The organism is Sphingobacterium sp. 2149, from assembly GCF_031455655.1.
Taxonomy (GTDB): Bacteria; Bacteroidota; Bacteroidia; order Sphingobacteriales; family Sphingobacteriaceae; genus Sphingobacterium.
The window spans coordinates 312,168-332,348 of record NZ_JAVDTD010000002.1; the positions used below are offsets into that span (position 1 = coordinate 312,168).

Genomic DNA, 20,181 nt, shown 5'->3' on the forward strand with positions numbered 1-20,181 from the left:
CATTTTGCACCATAAATTTTATAACTATGTGTATTTTATTTAATTACACCTAATTCTCTACCTACTTTAGTAAAGGCGGCAATTGCTTTATCTAGGTGTGCAAGCTCATGTCCAGCTGAAATCTGCACCCGAATACGAGCTTTTCCTTGAGGTACAACGGGATAGTAGAAGCCAATCACGTAAATTCCTTCCTCCAACATTTTTGATGCAAACTCCTGCGCTAATTTCGCATCATAGAGCATAACAGGCACGATCGGGTGGAAACCTGGCTTGATATCGAAACCCGCAGCCGTCATTTTTTCACGAAAGTAGATGGTATTTGATTCCAGCTTGTCGCGCAATGCAGTAGTCTCACTCAGCATGTCCAATACCGCAACGGAAGCTCCAGCAATAGCCGGTGCTAGTGTGTTTGAAAATAGGTAAGGACGTGAACGCTGACGTAACAAATCGATAATTTCTTTTTTACCGGATGTAAAACCACCTGATGCTCCTCCTAATGCCTTACCCAACGTACCCGTAATGATATCTACACGATCAATCACATTGAAAAGCTCATGTGTACCACGTCCCGTCGCTCCGATAAATCCAGTACAGTGCGACTCATCAATCATCACTAATGCTTGATATTTGTCTGCAAGATCACAGATCTGATCCAATGGAGCTACTGACCCATCCATTGAAAATGCACCATCTGTAACAATGATCTTATGCCGCGCACCAGATGCTGCCTGCAACTGAGCTTCCAAATCTGCCATATCTGCATTTTTATAGCGGAAACGCTGAGCTTTGCACAAACGGACACCGTCAATAATGGAGGCATGATTTAATTCATCTGAAATGATGGCATCTTCAGCACCAAATAAGGGTTCAAACACTCCACCATTAGCGTCAAATGCAGCCGCGTATAAAATAGTATCTTCTGTTCCGAGAAATTTAGAAATTTTTGCCTCTAATTCTTTATGCACATCTTGGGTACCACAGATGAAACGTACTGAGGACATTCCATAACCGTGCGTATCAATCGCTTTCTTAGCAGCCTCGATTACTTTTGGGTGCGAAGACAGACCCAAATAATTGTTAGCACAAAAATTGACAACTTCTTGCCCTGTACTTACTTTGATATCTGCTCCCTGCGGAGTAACGATCACTCGCTCTTGTTTATACAATCCCGCTTCTTTGATTGCTTCCAATTCCTTTGCTAAAACTGGTTGTAATGTTGTGTACATAATTCGATTTTAATTTTTATACAATATTACAGTTTTTTCATTGGAATAACTTGTGTTACCTTCCCTGATGGACGTTATTCACGGAGAATTTATCCCAAATCAATGATTTGGTAACATTAAACCGATTGCACAAAATACGCGTTTGTCCCATCTCTGCATCTCCAATTAAAAAAAGCACGAATACGCATACAAGCCATCGTGTAACAACAGGTCTTATCTTTCTTAAAAGTAATTAAAGTACTGAAAGCAGAGGCAAAGGTTATTCGTATCGGAGCGCATCGACCGGATCCAGTTTAGATGCTTTTGAAGCTGGGTAATAACCCGACAGCATACCGACGAGTCCGCATACTGCAAAGCCCATAATAATTGCTCCCCACGGTATAATAAAAGATGTACCGAGCTGCAGGGCCAGGATATTACCGATCAGAATACCTATAAAGATCCCGGCAACACCACCGATCATGCAAATCACAATCGCTTCCATCAAAAACTGTTTACGGATAACACTCGGTGTTGCTCCGATCGCCTTACGTATACCAATCTCGCGTGTCCGCTCCGTGACCGAAACAAGCATAATATTCATCAATCCAATTGAAGCGCCCACCAGGGTGATAAAAGCAATCACTACAGCCCCTAAAGTCACCATTGCCATATTTTGCATCAGCATCTGGGCTACCGCATCGGACTTGGTAATTTCAAAATCATTGGTTTGCCTTGAGGCCAATCCGCGGATATTTCTAAATACGATAGTAGCTTCACCAATCGCCGCTTCCAATCGCATAGGATCGTTGGATGAAACTGTTATCACATAGGAGGGTTCAGCACCCTGCATCACTGCCCTTGCCTTGATCAGCGGAATAAAACATGCCCTATCGCCACCCATCCCCGCAGAAGAACCTTTACTTTTTAATACGCCGATAACCAAATAACGGATATTGTTAACGGTAATAAACTGCCCTATCGGATCAATGATTTCATTGAAAAGCATTTTACTGACTTCACTGCCAATGATAATAACACCACTACCTGTTTCTACCTCTCTAGTGGAAAAATTACGGCCTTCGTTGACAACATACCCCGATGTCTGCAGATAATTTTCGTCGGTGCCTATCAGGCCAATATTGGGGTTTGTCTTTTTGGATTGAAATTTTGCAGTCGTATTCCAGCTCACATTGGCACTGACTGATGTCAATGCATTAAAGTGAAAATCTTGTTTAAATCGAACGGACTGTGCATACGTTATATTAGCGAAGACTTTGGATCGCGTCCCCTCATTCCCGATGCGAACATTGAGCCCGCGGTTGCGGATGTTGAAAGAGTTTGACCCCATCGATGAAAAGGAGTCTGTCAGGGAGTTCTTCATGGCATCTATCGAGGTCAACACCCCTATAAGAGCCATCATTCCTATGGCAATAATCAGTGCTGTTAGAAATGTACGCAGCTTATTCCCTACAATAGACTGTAGTGCAAGCTTGACATTCTCAACATAAGACATTTTTACGGCCATAAAGCTAATATGTATGATTTGTAGGGATGAAAATACTGTAATTCCCGCACAAAACCAAAAAGGCAATTTACTGCTATGGAATAAATTGCCTTTTTGGGTGTGACCTCAGCTGTGCATGCTAGCGGATTACACCATTTTAGCAGCTGCTATAGTTCTTAATGAATTCTTTTCCATGTCTCTGTACGTCCGAGCAGGCTCACGCCCATATAGCCCCTGATATCAAGCTTATCTCCTTTTAGCGTCATCTTACAGCTATATGTTTTGCCTGACTTTGGATCATAAATCTTTCCATCGACATAAGTACTGCCATCTTTTTCAAAATTGGTCAAGATCTCCAGTCCTTGCACATTCCTGCCCTGCAGGGCTTTATCTGGATTTTTTATATCTTTCTTTGGCTGACCTGCTTCGTTGTTAGGAAATTTCAGCCAATAGAGCTTACCAAAAAACTTATCGCCTTTTTTGTAAATTTCAACACGACCTTCGCCACTTGGATTTTCCCATTTTCCGATGATGGGATCTGTTTGCGCAAATAATGTTACTGTAGTCAGCAACATTAAGAATGACATCATAATTTTCTTCATGGGTTTATTAGTTTTATGAGCATGTGAAGCTCGTTATAAATAAAGATAAGAAATATTTACTATGCTCGCATATATTTAATATCAAAACTGCATTTATTTAACAACAAAATATCCTTAATGTATCTGGCCATTAACCTGCAAAAAGCCTTTTTTTCGTAATACCTAGAATTCATACGTCAATAAAGTTTGGCATTGGGTTTGCAACATTATAATCATATTATTTCTTTTTTAACTATTTACAAAAATTAGCACATATTATGAAATTTATTATTAGTCTTTTACTTACCGGGTTGGTCGTGGCGGTTGCCTGCTGGCTTGTACCTGGAGCCCATGTTGCTGGATTTGGCTGGGCCATTGTTACCGGACTCGTGATTGGAGTTGTCAATGCAACTGTAGGATCGATTTTACGGTTATTTACGTTCCCCTTAAATTGGCTAACACTGGGTTTGGTATCCTTTATTATTACAGTATTAATGGTTCTGCTGTCCGATTGGCTACTTGGTTCAAAATTTGATGTAGATGGTTTTTGGACTGCCGCGCTGTTTGCCATTGTCGTTGCCGTATTAGAGATGATCGTTGGCAGTATGTCAAAAGATTAAAGATACATTATATTACGTAGTTAAAGGTGTTCAAATCAATTGATACGAACGCCTTTTTTATTTCTTATTCCTTACCTCAGCATACTGACATTACACACCCATCCGCATTCCTCTCGCTATTTACGGCAGAAATCGTTAAATTTAATTTTTTAAAAAGAAACGCTGATATATGTGTGAACACAACCATGAGCATAGCAATGCCACACAAGAGCACTCCCTTACCACAAAGGAGCAGCCTTGGTGGATTGCCCAGAGCAAGTTGCTCATCGCTCTTGTCATCCTGCTTACTTTACTTTTATTGAAATATGCTTTCAAGATCACTCTTCCGTTTGGCATCAGTTTAGCCCTAAATAGCATCGCTTACCTGCTTGCGGGAATACCTGTTATCCTGATGGCTTTCCGTAAGGCAAAAAGGGCTGATATTTTTAATGAATTCTTTTTGATGACTGTGGCAACCTTAGGTGCATTCGCTATTGGAGAATTTGAAGAGGGTGTTGCGGTAATGGTATTCTACCAAATCGGAGAATGGTTTCAGGACACCGCCGTAGACAATGCCAAGAAATCGATCAAATCACTCTTGGATATCCGTCCCGATACCGTTACTGTATTACGAAATGGCCAACAGCGACAGGTAAACCCAAAGACTGTCACAACTGGCGAAATAATCCTTGTAAAAGTGGGTGAAAAAGTGGCTCTTGATGGTAAGTTGAATACAGAAAAAGCCGCATTTAATACCGCCGCTTTGACGGGAGAGAGTAAACCTGATACAAAATATAGGGGTGAAACGGTTTTTGCGGGGATGATTAATTTGGAAACGGTTGTAGAAATCGAGGTCTCCAACAAATTTGAGGATAGCAAGTTGAGCAAAATCCTCGAAATGGTACAAGATGCTACAGCGCGTAAATCCAAAACGCAGTTGTTTATTGCCAAATTTGCTAAAGTATATGTCCCCATAATCTTTGGTCTTGCACTATTGGTGCTTATTGTGCCCCTATGCTTTGTGCAAGACTATAGTTTTAAAGACTGGTTCTACCGGAGTTTGGTTTTCTTGGTGATTAGTTGCCCCTGCGCCCTAGTTGTTTCTATCCCCTTGGGTTATTTTGGCGGAATAGGTTTAGCCTCGCGAAACGGAATATTATTTAAGGGAGGCAACTTCCTCGATGCCATTACCGCTGTTGATACTGTAGTAATGGATAAAACAGGTACACTCACAGCGGGTGTATTTGAAGTAACGGAGGTTGTTGCAGTCAATGGAGAGCCACAAGAATTATTGGATTATGCGAAAGCGATAGAGGTACATTCCACACATCCCATTGCGAAGGCGATAGCCAATTATAATCCAGGCAGCACAGCCCTAAAAACGGAAAATATTCAGGAAATTGCAGGCCATGGACTTTGTGCCACGGTGAATGGAAAGCAAACACTAGCAGGCAACAGCAAGCTATTGGACAAATACAACATTAGCTACCCGGATGATTTGAGGAAAATGGTATATTCCATTGTGATGCTTGCCATCGATGGCAAGTATGCCGGTTATATAACCGTTGCAGACCGGATCAAAGCAGGATCGAAGGCCGTTATTCAGGCAATGCGTGCGCAAGGTCTTTATACGGTCATGTTATCTGGCGATAAAACAGCGGTAGTAAGCAAGGTAGCCAAAGAGCTGGGGATAAACGAGGCATATGGCGACCTCCTCCCCGAGGATAAGGTTAGCCATGTACAGCAACTGCTCGATCAAGGACGCCATGTTGCCTTTGCCGGTGATGGTGTAAATGATGCTCCAGTAGTTGCATTAGCACAGGTAGGCATCGCAATGGGCGGACTCGGCGCTGATGCGACGATAGAGACAGCTGATATCGTAATCCAAAACGATGAGCCCAAGAAAATCTTATCGGCCATCAAAATCGGAAAAATAACCCGAAATATTGTCTGGCAGAATGTAATCTTGGCAATGGGAGTAAAGGTCATTGTTTTGATCCTTGGGGCCGGTGGTGTTGCAACACTTTGGGAAGCGGTCATAGCGGATGTGGGAGTCGCCCTTTTGGCGATTTTAAATGCTATCCGAATACAGCATAAAAAAGTATGAAAATGACGTTATCCAAAAAATCAGATCGTAACACTTGTAGAAATTAGAGCACTGAAAAATACTGTAGTGTAATACATCCATAATTGAAAAAAAAGCGGGGCTGTCCAAAATTGAACAGCCCCGCTTCCTATGTTTCATCCATGATCTACTTCAGATCGAGTAAGAAATTTTAATTCCGCCAAGCCTTGTACGCATTGATCAATCCATTAGTAGAAGAATCATGGCTTGACACCGTGTTGTCATCATTTAATTCCGGAAGGATTTGGTTGGCCAACTGTTTACCTAGTTCAACGCCCCATTGATCGAAACTATAGATGTTCCAGATCACACCTTGGACAAAGATTTTATGTTCATAAAATGCAATAAGTCTTCCCAATGTGCGTGGAGTCATTTTTTTCAATAAGATGGAATTCGTCGGGCGATTACCCGAAAAAACTTTATAAGCTTTAAGCGCTTCTATATCTTGATCTGATTTCCCAGCTTTCTTTAATTCGTCAACCACTTCTTCAGCTGTTTTACCATTCATTAGCGCCTCGGTCTGCGCAAAAAAATTGGACAATAACAATTGATGATGATTTCCAATTGGATTAAGGCTATTTGCAGGCGCAATAAAATCGCATGGAATCAACTTGGTTCCCTGATGGATTAATTGATAGAATGCATGTTGTCCGTTTGTACCGGGCTCACCCCAGATAATTGGGCCGGTCTGATATTGCACTTGTTCGCCATTCCTATCTACATATTTTCCATTACTTTCCATATCCCCTTGTTGGAAATAGGCAGCAAAACGGTGTAGATATTGATCATAGGGAAGAATTGCATGGCTTTCGGATTTGAAAAAATTATTGTACCATACGCCAAGCAAAGCCAATATGACCGGAATATTGGATTCAAAAGCAGTTTCTTTGAAATGAACATCGGCATCGTAGGCACCTTTTAGCAGCTCCTCGAAACGGTCAAAACCTATTGCCAGACTGATAGAAAGACCTATTGCAGACCAAAGCGAATAACGTCCGCCAACCCAGTCCCAAAATTCAAACATATTTTGAGTATCAATTCCAAAGGTTTGTACTGCTTGTGTGTTGGTGCTCAATGCCGCAAAATGCTTAGCGACGTCTTCCTCAAGAGCGCCACTTGCCAAAAACCAGTCTTTGGCTGTATGGGCATTGGCCATCGTTTCCTGTGTGGTGAACGTCTTTGAAGCAATCAAAAATAACGTGGTTTCAGGATCTACAGCTTTCAAAGTTTCAGCAATATGTGTCCCGTCCACATTAGAAATAAAATGTACATTTAAACGTGTTTTATAAGCCTTAAGGGCCTCTGTTACCATCACGGGACCAAGATCTGAACCGCCAATCCCGATATTGACCACATCGGTAATCTCTTTGCCCGTATATCCTTTCCACTGACCAGATAGGATGTTTTCTGTGAAAGCTTTCATCTGCGCCAATACACGTTTAACATCAGGCATCACATCTTGACCATCCACGTAAACGGGTTGATCAGATTGATTCCGCAAGGCCGTGTGTAACACGGGCCTATTCTCGGTGACATTAATACGCTCGCCCGAAAACATCGCCTCTATTGCCTCAGCAAGACCGCATTCTTTAGCCAGCTGCACCAAGAGTGCTCTCGTCTCTTCCGTTATGCTATTCTTGGAATAATCTAAAAGAATGTCTTCAAATGCTATTGAAAATTTATCGAAGCGTGCAGGATCTTCTGCAAAAAGTTGGCGTAAATCTTTGAATTCATTACTATATGGCCCAAATAAAGATCCAAAATGCTGGGTGAGATCCTTATAGGCTTGCGTCTGTGTAAAGTTAATTTTTGGAAACATCTGTTTTTACTAAAATATTTGTTTTAAACGTCAACAAAAGTCTTCTAGATCGCAATATTGCACCGAGTGTAGATCCTCACATGAAGGTTTATTCTGCTGACAATACCAAAACTAAAAAAAAAAGGTCACATATCCCTATTTACCAACGGATATTCAACGTTAAGTTCTTCGGTAGAGGCATGAATTTATTAATTAAAATTTATACTTTAGCGGATATGACAAAAGAACAAATTCAAGACTTGAGGGATCGTGTGACTTCCCTGAGGAGGCATCTTTGACATCGATGCACGCAAAGAAGAAATAGAGAGAGATCAAGCGATTACGCTTGAAGCAAGCTTTTGGGACGATTCCAAAGCGGCAGAGAAAATACTTCTGGCCATAAAAACCCAAAAGGTATGGACAGACCACTTCGACGAAGTTGCAGCGGCGGTTGAAGACGCCTATGTCATGTATGAATTCTATCAATCGGGCGACGCCAGCGAAAAGGAAGTGGACGACCAATATCAACTCGCCTTAGAAAAAGTCGAGGAGCTCGAATTTAAAAATATGCTTAGTGCTGAAGAGGATCAGCTGGATGCAATCTTACAGATTACTGCCGGTGCAGGCGGTACTGAAAGCTGCGACTGGGCTGCCATGCTGATGCGGATGTATATTATGTGGGGCGAGAAAAATGGTTATAAAGTAACCGAGCAAGATTCTCAGGAAGGTGATGTAGCCGGCATCAAGAGTGTTACCCTGCAGATATCGGGTGATTTTGCTTACGGCTACCTCAAGGGAGAAAATGGTGTACATAGGCTCGTTCGGATATCCCCATTTGATTCTAACGCAAAACGCCATACCTCTTTTGCGTCAGTCTACGTTTATCCATTGATCGATGATAATATTGAGATCGATGTGAAGGATTCTGAAATTGAATGGGATACTTTCCGCTCTGGTGGTGCAGGTGGGCAGAACGTAAATAAAGTAGAAACCGCAGTTCGATTACACCACAAACCCACGGGCATTATTATTAAGAATCAGGAATCCAGATCGCAATTACAAAATAAGGAAAATGCGATGCGTTTATTGAAATCACAGTTATATGAGATTGAAATGCGTAAACGTCAGGAAGCTACAGCTGCTATTGAAGGAAACAAAAAGAAAATCGAATGGGGTTCCCAAATTCGAAACTATGTCCTACATCCGTATAAGTTAATTAAAGATTTACGGACAAATTACGAAACATCCAATACACAAGCTGTGTTAGACGGTGATCTCAATGATTTTCTGAAAAATTACCTGATGGAATTTGGCGGATAAAAAAATTAAAAATTGATGATCCGAAAGACGCCCGCATTAGCGAGCGTCTTTTTTTTTTCCTTCTTCTTTCCATTATAATGGTGGCCGTTTTCCTACACAGTTAGTGACAAAAACTGTCAATTTCGTTTAACAAAAAGGTAGCAAATGTTAAAAAATCTTAAAAATCCATCCATTAGAATGAAGTCACATTTTAAGTAATTTCCTTTACAATTCAAAATCAAACAACTAATAACCAATATCTTACATATAATCTTTTTGTATCAATAACGTTACAATTATGGATTGCATAATGTTTTTGGCATGAAATAAAGGCATGTGTTTTGCGTTTATGGAATCGTAATATTTTCATTACAAAAGATATCGAAAGCGATATTAAATTAAAGATTGAAAAAACGAATGTGTATCTAAAATAGAACGGTTATGAATTACATGAAAGAAAACTCGATCGTATCCAAGCAGATGACCAAGCAATGGCAGCCTGCTGTATACGATGTAAATGCAGCAGAAAAGCGATCTGAAAATAAAGTTCGCAAAGAGGAAGAAAGTAACTTTGGTCCTAAAGAGTATGGTATTGTTGGAGCAACATTTTTCATTTTATTTGCGTCGGTCTTTGGCGTATATATGCTTCAGCCCGACTTTGATGCGTTACGTTTCCAACGTTTAGATAGTATTGGAGGAACATTTTTGATCGGTTTCGGTATACTTCTTGCCGTTATTGCAATCAGCTTTTTGATTTTTCTGATTGTACTTCACCGTAAATACAAGCCCATAGCATCGGTGTCGGATGAAGAATTGCCAACGTGTACTATTATTGTGCCGGCGTATAATGAGGGACAACTGGTTTATGATACATTACATAGTTTAGCAAGCAGCGATTATCCAGAAAAAAAGCTGCAAATTATTGCGATTGACGACGGTAGTAAGGATAATACTTTTGAATGGATACAACGTGCCAAATTGGAACTGGGCGAGCGTGTTGAGATTTACAAACAGCCTAAAAATATGGGTAAGAGACATGCCTTATACCGTGGTTTTAAGTTAGGAACAGGAGAAATCTTTATTACAGTGGACAGTGACTCTATTGTAAAAAAAGACACCATACGTAATATGGCAAGCCCGTTTGTAACAAACAAGGAATGTGGGGCAGTAGCTGGAAATGTGCGTGTACTAAATACCAAAAAAGCGATCATTCCACGTATGCTAAATGTTAGCTTCGTATTTAGCTTTGAATTTGTACGTTCTGCACAAAGTATGCTTGGTACTGTCATGTGTACACCAGGAGCCCTTTCGGGATACCGCAAAGAAGCTGTTATGAACTGTTTAGAAGATTGGATCAACCAAACATTTATGGGGCAGCCTTCTGATATCGGTGAAGATCGTGCGATGACCAATATGATTTTGAAACAAGGATATCATGTCTTATTTCAATCAAATGCATATGTTTACACAGACACACCTGTACGTTATAAAAATCTATACAAGATGTTTATCCGTTGGGAAAGAAGCAACGTTCGCGAGAACATCGCCATGAGTAAATTCGCATTTAAGAATTTTCGTCAAGGTCCTAAATGGGGGGCGCGTATCTTATTGCTTATGCAATGGAAAAAAGTATTGTTATCTTATCCAATGCTGTTACTTATGCTGTGGACTGTATTTCATTATCCACTGATGTTCTTAAGTTCAACATTGGTTGGTATCTTGATATTCTCCAGTATCCAGGCATATTTCTTTGCCTCTAAAAATGCAAACGCCAAAGAAGCTTTCTGGGCCTATAGCTACAGTATATTCTATGCTTTCAGTTTATTTTGGATTACACCATATGCGATAGCAACAGCAGGACGTAGAGGTTGGTTGACAAGGGGATAAAATTAATGCAAAGAACGTATATTTATAGCTATATATGAGAGATTTTCAGGTAAAAAAGATTGCCGTCATCGGCCAGGGGTATGTTGGGTTGCCATTGGCAATAGCATTTTCAGATTTTTTCCCGGTGATTGGATTTGATATCAATAAAACACGTATTGAGGAACTTAAGCAGGGGGTTGACCGTACACTAGAGACCGATAAAAAAGAATTGGCTCGCGTTAGAGATTTATATGCTACATCAAATCAAAGTAAGGGCTATGATGCAAGTAGCTCAACTGCAGACATTGCAGATGCAAATGTCTATATCGTTACTGTACCAACTCCCATAGACCGCTATAATTCACCCGATCTATCGCCAGTGATCGGAGCATCAAAAATGATAGGCGAATTATTAACTGCTGGCGATCTAGTTATTTATGAATCCACAGTCTACCCTGGTTGTACGGAAGAGGAATGCATACCGGTTTTGGAGAAATATTCGGGATTAACGTTCAATCAAGACTTTTATGTTGGTTATTCTCCTGAAAGGATTAATCCGGGCGATAAGGTTAACTCGCTTCAGAAAGTGGTCAAAGTAACCTCAGGAAGCACTCCGGAAGCGGGGTTAGCAGTGGATGGACTATATAAAAAAATTATTGAGGCCGGAACCCACTTAGCGCCCTCAATTAAAGTAGCAGAAGCTGCCAAGGTGATCGAAAATGCACAGCGCGATGTAAATATTTCATTTATGAATGAGCTTGCTCTGATTTTTGATCGTGTAGGTATAGATACGCAGGATGTATTGGATGCAGCGGGCACAAAATATAATTTCCTCCGCTTCAAGCCAGGATTAGTCGGTGGGCACTGTATATCGGTAGACCCCTATTATCTTGCTCAAAAAGCTACACAACTGGGTTATCATCCACACGTTATATTATCTGGAAGGGAGGTGAACGATCAGATCGCTTCTTTCATTGCTTCAAAAGTTGTGAAGCTGATGATTCAGAAAAACATCAAATTTGATGGAGCCAAAGCTTTGGTATTAGGTGTTACATTCAAAGAAAATTGTCCTGATATAAGAAATAGTAAGGTTATTGACATGATCCACGACCTTCAAGAGTTCGGTTTAAAGGTAGACGCCTACGATCCGTGGGTGAATGTAGAGGAAGTAAAATCACATTTCAATATTGAATTATTATCAACTCTTCCAGAAATTGGTGACTATGATTCTGTTATACTCGCCGTAGGCCATAGAGAATTCTTACATTTAGACCTCAGCAACCTGAAAAAAGAGAATTCTGTTGTATTTGATATCAAGGGAATACTTGATCGAAAATTGGTAGATGCACGATTGTAAGAAATTTTTGCAGAAGATCGTTGAATAGTTCAACTTCAATTCAAGTAGGCCTTATCTAACCTTCCATTAGTTAGATAAGGCGCTACTCTACTCAGTATCATAAAAAACCGGCGGCCAGCTAGTATAACCAGCTTACGCTACCGGTTTCAACATCATAATTTGCTCCCACAATTTTAATTTTACCCTCTTCTTCTAATTTACGGAGTGTCGAACTTTGTCTACGGATGTCTCTAATCGCATGTTTAATGTTTTGTTGATTGAGCTTTTCAAGCAGCTCACTATTCTTTGACGAACGCTCTTCACCCTCGTCTATCACTTCATTGATGATTGGATCAAAATGATTAATTAGGTGGTTTAGATTATCCATCCCCATTCCTTCGATTTTCGCAGCATCTAATCCTCCTTTTAATGCCCCGCATTTGGTATGACCAAGCACAACAACAAGTTTTGAGCCCGCTACATTGCAACCAAATTCCATCGAACCTAAAATATCCTGATTGACAAAATTTCCTGCAATACGAATACTGAAGATATCGCCCAATCCCTGATCAAATATAAGTTCTGCTGATGTGCGGCTATCGATGCAGCTCAGCACGACAGCAAATGGCCACTGCCCTTCGCGAGTAGCGTTCACCTGTTCCAGAAGATCGCGGTTTGCTTTTAGGTTATTAACAAAGCGTTGATTTCCCTCCTTCAAGAAATCCAATGCCTTTTCCGGTGTAATCGTCGATTGTGTTTCGTACGTATGTGCCTTCATAAGATTTTATTATTTGGAATATTAAAAGTAAAATTAATATGTTACATTTTAATTACCAACAGGGCTAAATACGTGTAATTTTTACGGTTCTTTCCACCGCACTATAGTGCGAAAATAAAGTAAAGGATTTAATAAAAGTGCTATAAACAAAAAAGCTTGCAATATAATTTGCAAGCTTTTTTAATTTTTAATCTTTCGACTCGTAGCCCGTAGGGGAATCGAACCCCTGTTTCAAGAATGAAAATCTTGCGTCCTAACCCCTAGACGAACGGGCCGATTTTTGTTTCGGTGTGCAAATATAGAAATATTTATAAATCTGCCAAAATTATTCTGTTTTTTTTATTCATTTTTTTGAAATAGATGATTAAACTCCCTAGAATAGCTATATTTAAAGTCATTGAAAAAGTAACCAACATGACTAATTTTAAAAAAATTAAAAAACCGCTACTCTATGCTGGACTGGGCTTGGCTCTATTAAGTCAGGAAGCCTATGCCCAAAAAACGGGAGCAATCGCAGATCAGCTGCAACTCACCTGGAGGGTTCAGGAAGGACACCATATCCGTAAAAATCCGGTATCCACCATTATCTTAAAAAACAAAGGAACAAGTGCTGTTCAACTCAACGACTGGAGCCTTTGGTTTAATTTTATCCGATCAATTGATCCCGGCAAGGTCGACAAACGTTTCGCAATAGACCACCGAAACGGCGATCTTTTTCAGGTAAGCTTTAAGAAAAACAACTTTGTACTGCAAGCTCAGGATAGTGTCCACATCGATTTTATAACGACGGGGCTAGTCAATTACACAGATGGACCCATTGGTCTATATCTAAAAAATAACCAGACTGGGCTTGCCACCACTATTTCAGATTATTCTGCTGTTAAAACTGCTCCTCAATCAGAAGCTGAAAAAACAGACTACTTCGCATATAAATACGACCAAAACAAGCTCGTAGAAGGTGTCACCGCACAAAGTATCATCCCCTTACCAAGCCACATTAATGTCAACATCAACGAAAAGTTTAATTTATCAACAGGTGCAAAACTTTTTGTAGATAATGAATTTGCTAGCGAAGCGAGATTCCTGACAGATTTCTTTTCAACATATTCAAGTATTAAGCTAACGGCTTCAACTAGCCCGCAGCGCGGTATTGAAATCGTAAAAGTTAACACCTTAAAGCCCGAATCCTATCGATTATCGATTACTGCTGATGGTGTAAAAATAGAAGCTTCAGATAAAGCTGGTGCTTTCTATGCCATTCAATCTTTAAAATCATTTATCAATCATGATCAGTGGAATAAAGCTACAAAATCCATTGCTTTACCGCACAGCAATATCGAAGATAGCCCACGTTATGGGTACCGTGGATTTATGCTGGACGCTGCCCGTAATTTTCATAGTAAGGCCGAGGTTTTAAGAATATTGGATCTTATGGCTGCTTATAAGTTGAATAAGTTCCATTTTCACTTCATTGACGACGAAGGGTGGCGACTGGAAATTCCATCCCTACCTGAACTCACAGCTGTCGGAGCCAACCGTTCGGCTAATTTTGAAGATGGTAAAGCAATACAACCTGCTTATGGATCTGGAGCAACAGCCAAGCCGCATCAATTCTATAGTGTGAACGACTACATCGAAATTTTAAAATATGCTCAGGAAAGACACATAGATGTGATTCCAGAGGTGGAAACCCCCGGCCATGCTCGCGCAGCGATCAAAGCCATGCGTGCACGTTTTGCCCATTATTCAAAACTTGGCGATCAGCAAAAGGCAGAAGAATATTTACTGGATGATGCAGAAGACAAATCCGTTTACAATTCTGCACAAAACTGGAATGATAACGTTATGAACCCAGCGCTACCTTCAACATACCGCTTCCTAAGCAAGGTGATCGATGAAATTAAAGCGATACACGATCAAGCAGGGGTTCCACTGAAAATTATCGATTTGGGAGGTGACGAGACTCCAAGTGGTGTTTGGGAGAAATCGCCGAAAATATTGGCCTTTATGAAGGAAAATAATATCGCAAATGTACTCGACGTATGGCCACTGTATATTTCCAAGATTAATGCCCTGGTTCAAGAAAAAGGACTGACGATGTCGGGATGGGAAGAGATGGGCATGCGCAACAAAGGTAATGGCATGGTTGTAAATGCGGATCTGGGAAAATCAGGCATCCATTTAAATGTATGGAACAATCTACCCGGACAAGGACAGGAAGACCTCGCCTATCGATTGGCCAATGCTGGCTATAAAGTTGTTTATACGAGTGCAGCAAATAACTACCTGGATATGTCATGGGATCGTGACTTTGCAGATCCCGGACATAGTTGGGTGGGCACTGTCAATCTGAATAGAACTTATTCCTTCTCCCCTGAAAATTTCTTCATCAACTTAAGAAAGGATGATACGGGAAAAGACTTTAAACCAGAGGCATACACCAATAAAGAACAGCTTACAGCGGAAGGGAAGAAAAATCTCCTCGGGATCAAAGGTGCTTTATGGTCAGAAAAGATCTCTACTGACCAACGTCTCGAAGAAATGATATTTCCACGTTTAATAGCCATCGCCGATCGCGCCTGGGCCCCAGAACAAGCTTGGGAAAAAGGGAATTCTTTTGACGAAGCTACGTATCGCAAATCGTATACTGCCTTTATCAAAAAGCTGGGCGAGGATGAATTGAGAAAACTGGATAGGATAAATGGAGGCTATACTTATCGACTTCCCAAAATTGGAATTAAGAAAGAGGGCAACCAACTCCTTATCAATACCGATTATCCTGGTTTTAAAGTCTATTATAGCGACAACGGCAGTACACCAACACAAAAATCCAAAACAGTGAATGGCCCGATACCATTCCAGACTGGTAAGAAATACGTATTTAAAGTATATGACGCCAAAGGACGATCCGGCGATGTAATCAGCTACTAGTTTACAATGTGCCCTATTCCACTTGTAGCGTACTTTTGAACCAATACTAATGGTCACATAAACAAAAATCCCTGCTTCGATCTTGAAACAGGGATTTTGTTTATAGATAGTCTTGCGTATAAACTAACGTGTTAATCTAATCAAATTTCCATCTTACAAATGCTTCAATGGCTTCGTAATTTGCTAGACCTAATTGATCATATAAAGCTGCTGTTTCGCTCGTGCGATCTTCTGCACGTACCCAGAATTCACGTGGATCATCACCAGGGAATACAGGTAAGTCTTTTTGAGACTGGTGCTTAAAGATAGCCAAACGCTTACGATAAACTTCTTGTGGAGATAAAGGAACAGCCATTTGGATTTCATGAATAGGATATTCATGCCATGCTCCTCGGTATAACCATAACCAACAATCTTTGGTCCACTCATCTGTTTTGCTCAACCTATTTAATGCTTCAAACAAAATGTCAAAACATACTTTATGTGTACCATGTGGATCAGCAAAATCACCTGCAGCGAATACCTGATGTGGTTTTACATGACGCAATAACTCCATTGTTTGCTGAATATCGTCTTCGAAAGATACATTTTTCGAAAACTTCTGTCTATCATAGAAAGGCAGATCCTGGAAGTGGATATTTTCATCCGGCAAACCTACCAAACGAGCTCCCGCGATAGCCTCTCCTTTACGAATCAATGCTTTGATTTTACGGACCAATTCGGTGTCAATCTGATTCGGTTTTTTTGTTGCAAAAATTGCTCGCTCCTCATCATAAATCCGACCAATCTGGGCCGCCTCTGAGTCCGCTCCGATCTGTTTAGCGAGATCTTCGGCAAACTCCAGATAACGTATCACATCATCGTCCCAAACCGCCGTGTTACCACACGTCTGATAGGCAACATGGACATTGTGTCCTTGATCTGCCAGACGAATAAATGTCCCCCCCATAGAGATCACATCATCATCAGGGTGTGGAGAAAATACAATCACATTTTTCTTCGCTGGATTGGCACGCTCAGGACGTTGTGAGTCGTCGACATTGGGTTTGCCCCCGGGCCATCCAGTGATCGTATGCTGAAGTTCATTAAAAATACGGATATTAATATTATATGCAGGGCCAGTCTCTGTAACCAACTTCGCCATACCATGTGCATTATAATCCTCATCGGTAAGTTTCAAGATTGGTTTTTTGATTTCTAACGCTAACCAAACAACGGCTTTTTTTATGAGCGAAGGTGTCCAAGTAACGTCTTCTGCCAACCAAGGAAGATCAAAACGTGTCAGCAACGAAGCAGCGGCTTCATCCAATACAAATTCAACATGGTCAGACAATTGAAGATAAGTTGCAGGAATCTCTGCGGAGATTTCGCCTTCAACGGCTTTTTTAATAATCTCAGCTTTTGTTTCAGTCCATGCCATTAAAATGATTTCTCTTGCCTTGAAGATTGTTCCCACTCCCATGGTAATTGCTTTTGTTGGTACATTTTCCTTTCCACCAAAAGCACGGGAAGCATCACGACGAGTCAAATCATCTAAGGTGACCACACGTGTGCCTGAATTAGGCGCAGAGCCTGGTTCATTGAACCCAATGTGGCCTGTACGGCCGATACCTAGTAATTGAATATCTAAACCTCCTGCCGCTGTAATCTTCTGCTCGTAAGCCGCACAGAATGCATTTACTTGGTCAGGAGCTAAGGTACCATCTGGAATATTTACATTTGCCGGATCGATATCTACGTGGTCGAACAAGTTTTTGTTCATAAATGTAACATAGCTCTGATCGGCATCAGGTTGCATAGGATAGTATTCGTCAAGATTGAAGGTAATCACGTTCTTAAAGCTTAAACCTTCTTCTTTATGCAAGCGAATCAGCTCTTGATAGACCTTTACCGGTGTGGCGCCAGTAGCAAGGCCTAGAACAGCCTTCTCACCTTTCTCTTGCTTTGCACGAATAATTTCAGCTATACGATTTGCAACGTTTTTCGAAGCTGAATTTTGATCTGGATAGACGCTCACAGGGACTCTTTCGAAGCGTGTCTCTTCCAATAAATTTAATCTAGCCATTTTTTTATGGGTATATTGATAAACGTGAATTACAAATTTATAAAATTAGTGACTCAAGTTGAAGTAAAATTTTAATAAAGTACTTCTTTCTTAGCAATATTTTAAATAAAACCTTTTAGCTACATTTTTAGCGACTCAAATACCTTTAAATTTGATTCAAAATCGCTATCGCTTTTGATAATATTTCCTCCCTCTTCGCAAAGCAAACGCGTAAAACCTGCTGATTTGTAACCTCCTTATAGAATGCGGACAGTGGAATTGTTGCTATCTTATGTTGTGTTGTTAAGGAGCAGGCAAATTCAAATTCCTTTTCATTGCTAATGCCGCTATAATTTATATTCAAGAAATAAGTCCCTTCACAAGGGAGAATCGTAAAACGTGAATCTTTTAATCCTTCTTTCAGTAGATTTCTTTTACGCTCAAAAAAGCCCGATAGACTTTTTACATAACTTATATCGGCTAGATACTCTGCTATAGCATATTGCATAGGGGTATTGACACTAAATACGTTGAACTGATGTACTTTTCTGAATTCGTGGGTTAATTTCGGCGGGGCAATACAGTAACCAATTTTCCAGCCTGTAGTATGCAACAACTTACCGAAGGAGGCGACAACAAAACTTCGTTCGCGCAGAGTAGGTATTTCCAGTACCGACTGCGGCGATGCCCCGTCAAACACAATATGCTCGTATACCTCATCGCTCAGCAACAGGATGCTAGTCCCCTCCAATAGCGCTCCCAACTTAATCAGTTCTTCCTTACCCAATACTTTCCCCGTTGGATTATTCGGATTGTTGATAATAATCAGTCGCGTTTTACTGTTCATTAATGTTGCTACGTAATCCCAGTCAATCTGAAAATCGGGCGCCAATAATCGGACGGGCACAACCTTACCGCCAAACAGTTCGATGGTTGGTGCATAACAATCGTATGCAGGTTCAAATATAATAACCTCATCCTGCGGTCTAACTACGGTAGCAATAGCTGTAAAAATGGCTTGCGTCCCCCCTGAGGTAATGGTTAATTCTTCCGTTGCATCGACCTCAACGTTATAAATCTGATTATATTTTTTGACGATTGCATCCCGTAGAGACTGTGCTCCGATCATTGGTGCATATTGGTTGTATCCCTTTTGCATCGCCTCAGTAACCAATTTTACCAACCTCGGATCGGCTTCAAAATCGGGAAAACCCTGGGAAAGATTTAAGGCCTGATGCGCATTGGCCAACATGGTCATCTTAGTAAAAATCGTCGTACCAACATGCGGAAGTTTAGAGGTTAGGTTGAAGTTCATTTTTTGACATTTTATTAATCTACTAAATTAGTGGATTTTCTTATATTTGTAAATATATATAAGAATAGTAATATGATAAAATACATCACACTACTTTTTTTGATTCTGCCATTCTTCGGATCAGCGCAAAAAAAGGAACTTACCAAAGGAGAGTATATTGCTCGTGTTAAGGCTGCTCCCGATTCTATTTCTACGTTGGTTGACTTGCGTAGAGTCGGAGGTTATGATCCTGTTTACACAGAGCTTCAGGCACTTTATAATTCCTTGAGTAATACTGTAAAAAACTCAAGTGAAGGGAAAGAGTTTCAAGATTATTTAAATACGTTAGAAACCGTTCAAATTGGAAAAATAGCACCAGCATTTACCCAAAATGACACCAGCGGAAACCCCGTCAAACTTTCGGATTTTAAAGGGAGATATGTGCTTCTTGATTTTTGGGCCTCCTGGTGTCCGGACTGTCGCGTAGAAAGTCCAGATCTTGTAAATACATACCAACAATTCAAAGGTGAAAACTTTGAAATATTGGGAATATCCTTTGATAAGGACCGCAACTCCTGGATTAAAGCCATTCATGCCGATAAACTACACTGGAGACATGTTTCGGATCTAAAACGTTGGCAGAATGATGTCGGAACGCTATATGGTGTAAAATCTATTCCCCAGAACGTCTTGATTGATCCCAATGGAAAAATTGTGGCGAAAAATTTACACGGTGATGCTTTACGTGCAAAATTGAAAGAAGTATTGAAAAAGTAACCTATAGATGATCAATTCCAATAAAAAGACCATGCCTTTAA

At 40.5% G+C, this 20,181-nt stretch carries 14 protein-coding genes and 1 tRNA gene; 7 read left to right on the forward strand and 8 right to left on the reverse strand.

Going from position 1 to position 20,181, the window contains the following annotated elements; genetic code table 11:
- Positions 1 to 35: 35 nt before the first annotated feature.
- From kbl to J2X77_RS03630, 3 genes are all read right to left on the reverse strand, one after another.
- Complete coding sequence (kbl, locus tag J2X77_RS03620) at positions 36 to 1,226, reverse strand: glycine C-acetyltransferase (RefSeq protein ID WP_209577173.1); 1,191 nt, start codon at positions 1,224 to 1,226, stop codon at positions 36 to 38.
- A 259-nt stretch (positions 1,227 to 1,485) separates the two neighbouring features.
- Positions 1,486 to 2,733, reverse strand: coding sequence for an ABC transporter permease (locus J2X77_RS03625; RefSeq protein ID WP_209577171.1), 1,248 nt, complete (start codon positions 2,731 to 2,733; stop codon positions 1,486 to 1,488).
- Positions 2,734 to 2,888: 155 nt separating this feature from the next.
- Entirely contained in the window at positions 2,889 to 3,314 is a 426-nt protein-coding gene (locus J2X77_RS03630; protein WP_209577168.1) for a DUF2147 domain-containing protein, read from the reverse strand.
- 257 nt (positions 3,315 to 3,571) lie between these two features.
- Between J2X77_RS03630 and J2X77_RS03635 the strand changes: the two genes are divergently transcribed.
- A complete protein-coding gene (locus J2X77_RS03635) occupies positions 3,572 to 3,913 on the forward strand; it encodes a phage holin family protein (protein ID WP_209577166.1) in 342 nt (113 codons plus the stop codon).
- A 169-nt stretch (positions 3,914 to 4,082) separates the two neighbouring features.
- The gene (locus tag J2X77_RS03640) at positions 4,083 to 5,999 is read left to right on the forward strand and encodes a heavy metal translocating P-type ATPase (RefSeq protein WP_310079136.1); all 1,917 of its coding nucleotides are present in this window, start codon (positions 4,083 to 4,085) and stop codon (positions 5,997 to 5,999) included.
- A 169-nt stretch (positions 6,000 to 6,168) separates the two neighbouring features.
- On the opposite strand, the gene pgi is transcribed toward J2X77_RS03640, so the two are convergent.
- On the reverse strand, positions 6,169 to 7,836 hold the full coding sequence (gene pgi / locus J2X77_RS03645; RefSeq protein WP_293937278.1) for a glucose-6-phosphate isomerase: 1,668 nt from the start codon (positions 7,834 to 7,836) through the stop codon (positions 6,169 to 6,171).
- Positions 7,837 to 8,051: 215 nt separating this feature from the next.
- Here pgi and prfB point away from each other — a divergent pair.
- The 3 genes from prfB (at position 8,052) to J2X77_RS03660 (ending at position 12,337) form a co-directional block, all read left to right on the forward strand.
- Positions 8,052 to 9,135, forward strand: a protein-coding gene (gene prfB / locus J2X77_RS03650; protein ID WP_293937275.1) for a peptide chain release factor 2 whose coding sequence is annotated in 2 segments (ribosomal slippage) — positions 8,052 to 8,111 and positions 8,113 to 9,135 — 1,083 coding nt in all. Because the reading frame shifts where the segments join, the coding sequence is not laid out codon by codon here.
- Between the two features lie 420 nt (positions 9,136 to 9,555).
- Positions 9,556 to 11,001, forward strand: coding sequence for a glycosyltransferase family 2 protein (locus J2X77_RS03655; protein WP_293880066.1), 1,446 nt, complete (start codon positions 9,556 to 9,558; stop codon positions 10,999 to 11,001).
- Positions 11,002 to 11,035: 34 nt separating this feature from the next.
- Complete coding sequence (locus J2X77_RS03660) at positions 11,036 to 12,337, forward strand: nucleotide sugar dehydrogenase (RefSeq protein ID WP_293937272.1); 1,302 nt, start codon at positions 11,036 to 11,038, stop codon at positions 12,335 to 12,337.
- Positions 12,338 to 12,455: 118 nt separating this feature from the next.
- Here the strand turns inward: J2X77_RS03660 and J2X77_RS03665 are convergent, their stop codons facing one another.
- Complete coding sequence (locus J2X77_RS03665) at positions 12,456 to 13,094, reverse strand: carbonic anhydrase family protein (protein ID WP_310079139.1); 639 nt, start codon at positions 13,092 to 13,094, stop codon at positions 12,456 to 12,458.
- Positions 13,095 to 13,297: 203 nt separating this feature from the next.
- A tRNA-Glu gene (locus tag J2X77_RS03670) sits at positions 13,298 to 13,369 on the reverse strand.
- Between the two features lie 139 nt (positions 13,370 to 13,508).
- Here J2X77_RS03670 and J2X77_RS03675 point away from each other — a divergent pair.
- Positions 13,509 to 16,025 (forward strand): family 20 glycosylhydrolase, encoded by a 2,517-nt coding sequence (locus J2X77_RS03675; RefSeq protein WP_310079140.1) that lies wholly within the window; start codon positions 13,509 to 13,511, stop codon positions 16,023 to 16,025.
- 136 nt (positions 16,026 to 16,161) lie between these two features.
- On the opposite strand, the gene nagB is transcribed toward J2X77_RS03675, so the two are convergent.
- A complete protein-coding gene (gene nagB / locus J2X77_RS03680; RefSeq protein ID WP_209577109.1) occupies positions 16,162 to 18,090 on the reverse strand; it encodes a glucosamine-6-phosphate deaminase in 1,929 nt (642 codons plus the stop codon).
- A gap of 145 nt (positions 18,091 to 18,235) precedes the next feature.
- Complete coding sequence (locus J2X77_RS03685; RefSeq protein WP_310079142.1) at positions 18,236 to 19,384, reverse strand: methionine aminotransferase; 1,149 nt, start codon at positions 19,382 to 19,384, stop codon at positions 18,236 to 18,238.
- A gap of 72 nt (positions 19,385 to 19,456) precedes the next feature.
- Between J2X77_RS03685 and J2X77_RS03690 the strand changes: the two genes are divergently transcribed.
- Entirely contained in the window at positions 19,457 to 20,140 is a 684-nt protein-coding gene (locus tag J2X77_RS03690; protein ID WP_209577105.1) for a peroxiredoxin, read from the forward strand.
- Positions 20,141 to 20,181: the final 41 nt, after the last annotated feature.